Genomic DNA, 9,820 nt, shown 5'->3' on the forward strand with positions numbered 1-9,820 from the left:
CCGCCTCAAGTTCTCGCCTTTCGTGCGCAATGTCGCGGTCATAGGCGCCGGACGCGACGAACTCACGGCCATCGTCTGCATCGATTACGACGCGGTGGGGCACTGGGCCGAACGACGCGCGGTTTCCTACAGTTCCTATGCCGACCTGTCCCAGATGCCCGAGGTGCAGGCGCTGGTCGCGGGCGTCCTCGCCCATGTCAACGAAACCCAGCCGGTGGGCCTGCGCGTCAACCGCTTCGTCAATCTGCACAAGGATTTCGACGCTGACGACGGCGAGATCACCCGGACCCGAAAGCTGAAGCGCAACGTCATCGAGTCGACCTACGCGCCGGTGATCGAGGCGTTATACGGAACCGCGCCCGAGATCACGTTCGATGCGCCCATCCTCTACGAGGACGGACGGCGCGGCTCGGTCCGGCGTACACTCAGGATCTGCGAGGTCAAGCGCTGATGGACGCGTCCCTTCTTCTCGAACTCGCGGTCAACGGCGCCTTCATCGGCATGATGTATGCGCTAGTTTCAGCCGGCATCGTATTGATCTACAAGACCTCTGGTATCGCCAACCTCGCTCAAGGCGCGCTGGCTATGACCGGCGCATACATGGCCTGGATCGGCGGCACGCTGATCGGCCTGCCGATCTGGGTCGCCGCGCCGCTGGCGGCCGCCGTCATGTTCGGCATCGGCGCGCTGATCGAACGTTTTGCCATGCGGCGCATGATCGGCCAGCCGCTGATCATGGCGATCATGCTGACCATGGGCATGGAGATCATGTTGCGCGGCCTGATGCCGGGCATCCTCGGTGCCAGTGTCAAGAAAATCGATATCGGCATCCCGAACGCGCCGATCATCCTCGGGGACATCCTGATCAACCGCACGCTGCTGATCGGCGGGTTAATCTCCTTTGCGATGATCGTGGCCTCGATCCTGTTCTTCAATTCGCGGCTCGGCGTCGTGATGCGCGCTGTCTCGGACGACCAGACCGCCTCGTGGTCGGTCGGCATCCGTGTCGAGCGCGCCATCGCGATTGCCTGGGGGCTTTCGGCTGTCATGGCGACGACAGCAGGCGTGCTGTGGGGGGCCACCCAGGGTATCGACTGGTCGTTGTCGCTGCTGCTGATCAAGGCGCTGGCGATTGCGATCCTCGGCGGCCTCGATTCCATTCCAGGCGTCCTGATCGCGGGCATCATCGTCGGTTTGGTCGAAAGTCTCGCCACCGGCATCATCGATCCCATCATCGGCGGCGGCAGCCGTGACTTGGTAGCGTCGGCGATCATCCTGATCACCCTTCTGATCCGGCCGCACGGCCTGCTCGGCCGTGAACACATCGAGAGGGTCTGATGTTCTATCGCCGGGCCGGCATACGACACACCTCCTATCGCAGCGAACGACGGCTGTGGCGACTGCCCTTCGATCGCGGCCTGGTCGTTGCCGTCCTGATCGTGCTGCTGATCCTGCCGCTCGTCGTCGATCGCCTCTATCTGGTCGGCTACCTCCTGCCTTGGGTGATCTGGTCGACTGCAGCGCTCGGCCTCAATTTCCTGATGGGCGGCGCTGGTCAGGTTCATCTCGGCTACGGCGCCATCATCGCGATCGGCGCCTACGCATCCGCCCACGCCGCGCGCTTCGGCGTTCCGTTTGAAATCGCGATGGTCGCGGGAGGGCTCGCCTCCGCCGTCGTCGGCTCCGCGTTCGGGGCCACGGCCTTACGGGTCAAGGGACTGTACCTCGCGATGGCGACGCTGGCGATGCAGTCGATCGTCGACTTCGTCATCATTCACGTGCCCGCGATCTCAGGCGGCGGCCAGGCGACGCTGCGGGTACCGCCGGCACGCTTTCTCGGCATCGATCTCACCGAGGACGTCAGGTCCTATTACTTCGTGCTGCTTGTCGGCATCGTGGTTACGCTGTTCGTACTCAATGTCGGACGATCGTCGTTCGGCCGCGCGCTCGCCGCGGTTCGCGAAAAGGACTATGCGGCGGCGGTGATCGGTGTCGATTCCTTCCGCTTCAAGCTGCTGGCGTTCTGGGTCTCATCATTCATCGGTGGCATTGTCGGCGCCCTGCTCGCCTTCTGCTACTATCGGGCCATCTCCCCCGATCAGTTCCATCTCGATCTCTCGATCCAGCTTGTTGCGATGGTGATCGTCGGCGGGCTCGGCAGCATCCTCGGCTCGTTCTTCGGCGCAGCGCTGATCCTGTTCGCCCCGATCCTCTTGAACCAGGCGGTCGGCGCGCTCGCGGTAAGCTCGGGGCTTGGCATTTCCGCCGATCTGCGCGCCCATTTGCCGCTGCTGCTCTACGGCGCGATGATCATGGGATTCCTGCTGATCGAGCCGCTGGGGCTCGCCAAGATCTACGACAATATCCGCAACTACCTGCTGGTCTGGCCATTCCGTCACGCTCCACGATGAAGAAAATGGGCGATACAGCCCAAAAAGGGAGGACAAGAGCATGAAGCGCAGAACATTCCTGACCGCCGCTGGCGCAGCCTTCGTCGGTTTGCAGATCCCGATCCGCAATGCCCTCGCAGACGACAAGGTGATCCGGTTCGCCATGCCGCAGGATTTCACGCGCGTCTATACGTTCGTGACGGTCGAATATAGCCAGGGGCAGCGCGACTATATCTCTCTCGTCAATGCCAAGGGCGGCATCAATGGCTACCAGATCGTCGCTGACATCTCAGACCACGGCAACGACCTGCCGCGTGCGCTGGAGGCCTATGAGCGCGCCAAGGCACAAGGCGCGATCCTGGTAGATCCGCTCTCCACACCTGTCGCTCGAGCACTGGTGCAGCGCGCCGCTGCCGACAAGATCAACCTCATCACCGCCTATTCAGGGCGCAGCGACGCAGCCGACGGCGAGACGTTCCCCTACGTCTTCCCGCTGTCGCCGAACTACTGGACGCAAGCAGGCCTCCTGATCGACTACTTCCGCCAGCAAGACGGCGACCTCAAGGGCAAGAAGATCTGCTTCGTGCACATCGACACGCCTTTTGGCAAGGAGCCGATCCCGATTCTCGAGGCGCTCGCCGCCAAGCAGGGCTTTTCGCTCCAGACCTTCCCCTATACTCCTCCCGGCAACGACCAGTCGGCAATCTGGCCTCAGGTCCGGCGCGCCAAACCCGACTGGGTCGTGTTTTGGGGCGCGGCCGTCGGTCAGACCGTTGCGCTGACGGAAGCCATACGCAACGGCATTCCGATGAACCGGGTCGCCTCCAGCGTGTGGCTGTCGGAGTCCGACATGGACGTCGTCGGCCGCGCACAGGCCACCGGGGTCCTCAAGGTGGAGCCGTGCGCCTCCGGTCAGTCGCCAAAGATCATCCAGGACATCATCAAGACGGTCATCGAACCCGCAAAGGGCGCTGGCGACAGGGCGAAGGTCGGCACCGCCTACTACAACTATGGTGTGATGATGGCCGCGCTGATGATCGAGGGTGTGCGGAAGGCGTTCGAGAAGGCGCCGAATGGCCCGATCAGCGGCGACTGGCTCAATGCCGGCCTCAACGCCATCAGCAACTTCGATGCCGAAGGGTTGATCCCGCCGACCACCGTGACCAACACCGATCACCAGGGCGGCGGTCAATGCCGGATCGCGCGCTGGGATGGTTCGAAGTTCGTACCGGCCACCGACTGGTTCAGCGCCAATCAGGACGTCGTCTGGGGCGAAATCAAGAAGTCGTCGGCCGAATACAAAGCGTCGGGCAAGTAGCCCGGCGCGAGGGAGTGGTGCCCGCATGTCGCTGTTGACGCTGAACAACATCGAGGTCGTTTACGACAGCGTCTTTCTGGCGGTCAAAGGCATCTCGATCGAGGTGCCGGAAGGCGGTCTCGTGGCGCTTCTTGGCGCCAACGGGGCGGGCAAAAGCAGCGTGCTCAAGGCCATCAGCGGCCTACTGCGATCCGAGCGCGGCGCGGTCTCGCGCGGACAAGCGACGTTCCGCCATGAAAATTTGCTTGCGCTCGATCCGCCCGAGCGCGTGCGCCGCGGCCTCGTTCATGTGCTGGAGGGACGGCGCGTGTTCGAGCATCTATCGCCAGCAGAGAACCTGCTGGCTGCGACGACGATGCATCGGGATCGCACGCGGGTGACACGACGACTCGACGAGATGCTCACCCTGTTCCCACGACTTGCCGAGCGCGCCAATGCCAAGGCCGGCTACCTGTCTGGCGGCGAGCAGCAGATGCTTGCCATCGCGCGCGCCTTGATGACTGAACCGAAACTCATTCTGCTCGACGAGCCGAGCCTCGGCCTCGCCCCTTTCCTTGTCGACGAGATCTTCGACGTCATCCGCCGCATCAACGCGGAACAAGGCGTCGCCGTTCTGCTGGTAGAGCAGAACGCGGTGGCGGCGCTCGACCTTGTGCAGTCGGCCTATCTGATCGAACAGGGCCGCGTTGTGATGAGCGGCTCCGCCGAAGCGCTTCGTGCCAATCCGGACATCCAGGAAGCCTATCTCGCCGGCCACAACCAGGTCGACTATCACGCGGTCAAGCACTACCGCCGTCGCAAGCGATGGCTGGCTTAGGTCGCTCAAGGTGGTTCAAGTGATCGAGGCAAATGAGAACATCACGATCGGCAAGGTTTTTCAGCGTGCGGTTCTCACCCTTGCCGATCGCCCGTTCCTTGCTGTTCCCCCCGGCGGGCACCGCGCGTCTGCACGAGCCTCATAGTTCAAAGCGCCGCCAACCCGCGGAGCTCACCTCTTCGCCGCTGTACGATCGTCACGCCGACGAATGTGACGGCCCCACCGAGATATACAAGGCGGACGTTCGCCCAGAAATGCGACAGCCATCGCAACCGCCAGAACGGGAACGTCATATCTGCCGCGTTTGTCGTCGCGCCGCAACGCCGCCCGCGCCTGAAGCCCAATCGGGTCGGTTGCGCCGATCTTTCTCTCCACGACAACCATATCAGCCCCGGACAACTGAAATGCCATCTCGCCGTGCCTGCGAAAATGGCGACTGAACATGGTCGAGTTCCGCGAAAAGCGCAGGAAAATCAACGAATCTGATCGATATCCCGCCGCTCATAGCAGTGTGGTTGCAGGTTCGGGTGCCGCCGGTGCGGCAGAGGCGCTTAGTTGCTTTCCCTGCTGGGCAACGGCTTCATATTTGTGCGGTCATGCCCTCAGGAGTTTATTTCGTGCCGCAAGCTATCTTATCCGCGCAGAGTCGACCTCAACGTTCGCCTGCCGAGTTGGCCTCCATCATCACAGCTGCCTATGAGCGCATCGAACGGGACCGGCGCCGCAACTGCTGGATTTATGTGCGGCCCGTGGAAGAAGCGCTGGCCGCGGCCGATGCCCTTGTGCAGCGAGCGGAGAAGGGCGAAGTCCTGCCGCTCCTTGGCGTACCATTCGGCGTCAAGGACAATATCGACGTTGAGAACATGCCAACCACAGCAGCCTGTCCGTCATTCGAATATGTGGCTGCGCGATCGGCCAGATGCGTCGAGAGTTTGACGGCCGCAGGGGCGATCTGTCTCGGCAAGACCAACCTGGATCAGTTCGCAACGGGACTGTCCGGCACCCGCTCCCCCTATGGCGCCTGTTCCAGCGCAGCCAACGATCTGTATGTCTCCGGCGGCTCGAGTTCCGGTTCGGCTGCTGCCGTAGCATCCGGCCATATTGCCTTCGCTCTCGGCACAGATACCGGCGGCTCGGGCCGGATTCCCGCAGGGTTCAATGGGATCATCGGGATCAAGCCAACCGTCGGCCTCGTCTCATCCCGGGGGCTTGTGCCGAACTGTCCGACGCTCGATTGTCCCTCGATCTTCTGCAATTCCATTGCCGAGGGCCGAATTCTACTCGGGTTGATCGAAGGGTTCGAGGCAAGCGATCCTTATAGCCGCCAACGGATTGGCTCGTCCTCCCCCTCTCCGCGCAAATTCCGGTTCGGCCAGGTCTCTGTCGGTCATCTGAATTCATTCGGTATGCCGGAATGCGATGACCTTTACAGGCAGGCCTGCACGAGGTTTTCGGAACTGGGAGGCCAAGCCAGGCAAATTGACTTCGCGCCTTTCGCCGAAGCCGGTGAAATGCTCTTTTCAGGGCCTTGGATTGCCGAACGTCATGCGGCGATCAGCAAGCTTCTGGACATCGATCATGGAGATCTGCTTGACGTCATCCGCAACGTGCTGAGCGCGGCTGCCCGATTTTCCGCAACAGATGCGTTCGCCGCGCAACATCGACTTTTGAAGCTGCGACGCCAGATCCAATCGCTTTTCGAGGAGATCGATGTCCTGGTGGTTCCTACCGCGCCACGCCCCTTCACGATCTCGGAGATGATGGAAGATCCCATCACGCTCAACAACCGCCTCGGTTACTACTCCTATTTTGCCAATCTCGTGGACTTGTGCGCAGTAGCGGTTCCCAACGCAACGCTCGGCAACGGCATGCCGATGGGCATCACTTTGCTGGCGCCTGCGTGGCGCGACCATACTCTTCTCGACCTTGCCGAGCGATGGCTGCCCGATACGAAGGCGGGACTGTTCGACCTAAAGGTATATCCGAAGGCCGCTTCCTAAAGCGCGATTAGGATGAATCATCATCGCGCTTTAGGTCCTTTGTTTGAGCATGATCTTTTCGGAAAACCGCTTCACACTTTTCCGGATCATGCTCTAGACGACTTCGAGATCGAGAGCGCGCAGATTGAGGATCACAATCAGGCCCCGGTGATAACGGATGACGCCCCTTGCCTGCATTCGGGAAAGCTGCACCGTCACCCATTGGCGGGTTGAGCCGATCAGATTGGCGAGGTCACCATGGGTGAACGGGATCCCGATCACGATCTCGCGGCCCTGCTGCGAACCGTAGATCTTCGAGAGGAAGACCAACAGACGATGCAACCGCTCGGTCACCGAGCGGGTCCCCAGCATTTGCGCCATGGCCGAGTAGCACCGTGCCTTGAAGGCGAGCGCATCCAGCAGCGCGACCGCGATACTTGCCGATTGAAGCGCCAGCGCGCGCAGGGCTGGTCCGGGCAAGAACGTCACCTGGCTCCGTTCCACTGCAACCGAAGACCATACGTGGGCACCAGTACCGAACAGATCCGGGCCGCCGACGAAATTGCCGGCGAACCAGTAGGCCAGCGTCACCTCGCGTCCGGAAGGCGCCGCGTAGTAGCTGCGGATACGCCCCTCTTCGATCAGATAAATGCCGTTCTGCAGATCGCCCTGACGCCAGACATGCTTGCCTGCCTGCAGGACTTCCTTGCGGCCGATGGCGAGGACACGACGCCGGTCTGCCTCGCACAACGGATCCAACAAGCTCGGCAGCGACCCGACCAGAGCATCCGATCCCGCCAGCATGATGCCGGTCGCATTCCCGAGACTTGCCGCTGACATCTGCGCGCTCCCTTGCCGCCGCAAGGCAAGACCATTCAAGAGCCATGCCAGACCCGTCGTCAGAGCATGATCCGGAAAGATGTGGAGCGGTTCTCCTAAAAGATCATGCTCAAACAAAGACCTAAAGCGCGATGACATTTCATCCCAGCGCGCTTTAGGCGCTTACGTCTTGATTTCCATTTGCTCGAAGGCCCTGCGGCCTTCCGAGCGGATCAGGTCAAGGCAATCCCGCTTGAGGGCGAGATAGGCAGCCTCCGCAACGATGGCGCTGGAGCGCGGCCGCGGCAGGCTGACCTCAAGATCCTTGAGGATGCGGCCAGGTCCCGCGCTCATGATCAGCACACGGTCAGAGAGAAGGATCGCTTCATCAATATCGTGCGTGACAAAGACGATTGTTGCGTTGATCCGCTCGCGGAGCTCGAGCAGATTGTCCTGCATGACCGCCCGGGTCTGCGCATCCAGCGCTCCGAACGGCTCGTCCATCAACAGTACGCGCGGCTGATTGGCGAGGGCGCGGGCAATCGCAACCCGCTGCTGCATGCCTCCCGATAGCGTGTGCGGATATGCCGACGCAAATCTGGTCAGTCCGATCATCTCGATGAGGTCGTCGGCAATCCGCAGCGCCTCCGCTTTCGGCTTGCCGAGGGCGCGCGGCCCGTGCGCGATGTTCCGGCGCACCGATTTCCACGGAAACAGATGTGGCTGCTGGAAGACCATTCCGATCTCGGGTCGTGGCGCGCGCATTGCTTCGCCAGCTATGAGCACTTGGCCTTCGAACGGCTGCTCGAGGCCAGCCATCGCATTCAGGAGTGTGGACTTGCCGCAGCCGGATGGACCGACGACCGAGACGAACTCTCCCTGGGCTACCGCCAAGGAAACGCGATCGACCGCGACGACCTGTCCGCTCGGCGCATCGAAGACGATGCTCAAATCCTCGACCTGGATGATCGCCTGACGCGCCGGGGCGGACGGAGGGTACGTTTCCACGAGCCTGAGCGACTGGTCTGGGCGAAGCAGGCCCGGGGTCATCGCCACCACACGGCACGTTCGGCAAGAATCGCGAAGGAACGGTCGGCGACGAAGGAAAGCAGCCCGAGAGCCGCCAACCCGCCCATGACCTGCCCCGTTTGCATGTTCTGCTGCGCAATTTCGATGCGGTAGACGATGCCGGCGAACGCTCCCGCCAACTCGGCGGCGACCAGAGTGTAGAAGGAGATACTCACCGCGGTCCGAAGACCGACCGTAATATAGGGCAGAGCGCCAAGAAGGACGATCTCCCACAGCATCTGCGGCTGCGGCGTGCCGAGCATCTGGGCGGCACGGATAAGGCCGCGGTCGACTTTCTGCACCCCGATGTGGGTCGCAAGCCATACCGTGAAGAACACGCCCCAAACGACCAGGAAAAGCTTGCCTGTCTCCGAGAGACCGAACCATAGGATGACAATCGGCACGAAGGCGACGGGGGGAATTGGACGAAGGATGTGAAACAAGGGTGAAAGCAGGCTGGACACCAGCCGAAACCGGCCAGTCAGGACGCCGAGCACAATCCCGCCCGCGGCCCCGATCGCAAAGCCTGCGGCCACGCGCGAGAGGCTCGCCATCAGGTCGGCGAAGAATTGTCCGCTGCGAACCCATTCGAGAATGGCGACAGCGACGGTCGATGGCGGCGGGAACAGCACGGCGTTCACGATGCCGGAGCGCGCAACCAGTTCCCACACACCCGTGAAAGCGGGCACGGAGAGGACGGCGACAAGGATACTCAGCCGTGCGCTCGCGCTGCTGCGTCTCCCGATCCTCACGGGCGCGTCTCCAGTGTGACGCGATCCGGGTCGAGCGTCTTCAGCGGCGCCGTCACCAGGACTTTCGAGAAATCGGGCATGCTCGCCCCTGGGGGATGATTGCCGGTCTCGAGCCGCCAGGCGGCATGCGTTTTCAGGGTCGCGAGAATCCTGTCGTCGAGGCGCACATGGTAGACATAGTCCGGCCAGATCGAAGCCAATTCTTCGCGTTTCATCCCCGTCGCTGCTGCGATAACGTCGATGGCATCACCCGGATTAGCCTTGAGCCAGCCCTCAGCCTCGATAAGGGATGCCAGGAACTTGCCGACGATAGCCGGGTTGGCCGCGAGGTAAGACTGCGTCACGACGATATTGAAGGTCTCCGAGTAGAGACCTTTGGTATCAAGCGGGATCGCGCCTTCGCCGAGAGCCTTCTTTGCATTCGCGACGTGCGGCTCCCAGGTATCGAACGCGTCGATACTGCCGGCCGCCATCGCGGGCAGCATCTCCTGAGGTCGCAGGTTGACGAGCGTTACGTCTTTCGACGTCAGGCCCGCCGCTTTCAACAGAACCGACGTGTAAACTTCGCTGCCGGTTCCGGCCGTAAAGGCGATTCGCTTTCCACGTAGATCGGCCTTCGTCTTGATCCCGGCGGAAGCTGCGGTCATGGTCTTGAGATCCGAATATTCCATCCCCGC

9 protein-coding genes and 1 pseudogene are annotated in these 9,820 nt (G+C 62.0%); 6 read left to right on the plus strand and 4 right to left on the minus strand.

What is annotated here, in order from left to right; genetic code table 11:
* The 6 genes and pseudogenes from A5906_RS43385 to atzF form a co-directional block, all read left to right on the plus strand.
* Positions 1–451: pseudogene (locus A5906_RS43385) on the plus strand (AMP-dependent synthetase/ligase); the annotation flags it as partial.
* Positions 451–1,338, plus strand: a complete 888-nt coding sequence (locus tag A5906_RS35450; protein ID WP_080139743.1) for a branched-chain amino acid ABC transporter permease — start codon at positions 451–453, stop codon at positions 1,336–1,338. The pseudogene A5906_RS43385 and the gene A5906_RS35450, both read left to right, overlap by 1 nt.
* A complete protein-coding gene (locus A5906_RS35455) occupies positions 1,338–2,411 on the plus strand; it encodes a branched-chain amino acid ABC transporter permease (RefSeq protein WP_080139744.1) in 1,074 nt (357 codons plus the stop codon). Before A5906_RS35450 ends, A5906_RS35455 begins: the two co-directional genes overlap by 1 nt.
* Positions 2,412–2,451: 40 nt before the next feature.
* Positions 2,452–3,708 carry an ABC transporter substrate-binding protein gene (locus A5906_RS35460; protein ID WP_080139745.1) on the plus strand — a complete coding sequence of 419 codons (1,257 nt, stop codon included), beginning with the start codon at positions 2,452–2,454 and terminating at the stop codon, positions 3,706–3,708.
* Positions 3,709–3,733: 25 nt separating this feature from the next.
* Positions 3,734–4,525 carry an ABC transporter ATP-binding protein gene (locus A5906_RS35465; RefSeq protein ID WP_080139746.1) on the plus strand — a complete coding sequence of 264 codons (792 nt, stop codon included), beginning with the start codon at positions 3,734–3,736 and terminating at the stop codon, positions 4,523–4,525.
* A gap of 617 nt (positions 4,526–5,142) precedes the next feature.
* A complete protein-coding gene (gene atzF / locus A5906_RS35475) occupies positions 5,143–6,525 on the plus strand; it encodes an allophanate hydrolase (RefSeq protein ID WP_245327068.1) in 1,383 nt (460 codons plus the stop codon).
* 93 nt (positions 6,526–6,618) lie between these two features.
* On the opposite strand, the gene A5906_RS35480 is transcribed toward atzF, so the two are convergent.
* The 4 genes from A5906_RS35480 to A5906_RS35495 form a co-directional block, all read right to left on the minus strand.
* Positions 6,619–7,344 (minus strand): Crp/Fnr family transcriptional regulator, encoded by a 726-nt coding sequence (locus A5906_RS35480; RefSeq protein WP_080139749.1) that lies wholly within the window; start codon positions 7,342–7,344, stop codon positions 6,619–6,621.
* Positions 7,345–7,506: 162 nt separating this feature from the next.
* Positions 7,507–8,382, minus strand: a complete 876-nt coding sequence (locus A5906_RS35485) for an ABC transporter ATP-binding protein (protein WP_080139750.1) — start codon at positions 8,380–8,382, stop codon at positions 7,507–7,509.
* The gene (locus A5906_RS35490; RefSeq protein ID WP_080139815.1) at positions 8,370–9,080 is read right to left on the minus strand and encodes an ABC transporter permease; all 711 of its coding nucleotides are present in this window, start codon (positions 9,078–9,080) and stop codon (positions 8,370–8,372) included. The genes A5906_RS35485 and A5906_RS35490 overlap by 13 nt, the downstream gene beginning before the upstream one ends.
* A 59-nt stretch (positions 9,081–9,139) precedes the next feature.
* Positions 9,140–9,820: ABC transporter substrate-binding protein (locus A5906_RS35495; RefSeq protein ID WP_245327069.1), on the minus strand; the 681-nt coding region annotated here is incomplete at its 5' end.

This window comes from Bradyrhizobium sacchari (assembly GCF_002068095.1).
GTDB lineage: Bacteria > Pseudomonadota > Alphaproteobacteria > Rhizobiales > Xanthobacteraceae > Bradyrhizobium > Bradyrhizobium sacchari.

What these genes read in the sequence shown, in the direction of transcription:
- A5906_RS35450 (WP_080139743.1), top strand. Translation starts at nt 451, where the DNA reads ATGGACGCGTCCCTTCTTCTCGAACTCGCGGTCAACGGCGCCTTCATC.
- A5906_RS35455 (WP_080139744.1), top strand. Translation starts at nt 1,338, where the DNA reads ATGTTCTATCGCCGGGCCGGCATACGACACACCTCCTATCGCAGCGAA.
- A5906_RS35460 (WP_080139745.1), top strand. Translation starts at nt 2,452, where the DNA reads ATGAAGCGCAGAACATTCCTGACCGCCGCTGGCGCAGCCTTCGTCGGT.
- A5906_RS35465 (WP_080139746.1), top strand. Translation starts at nt 3,734, where the DNA reads ATGTCGCTGTTGACGCTGAACAACATCGAGGTCGTTTACGACAGCGTC.
- A5906_RS35480 (WP_080139749.1), bottom strand. Translation starts at nt 7,344, where the DNA reads ATGTCAGCGGCAAGTCTCGGGAATGCGACCGGCATCATGCTGGCGGGA.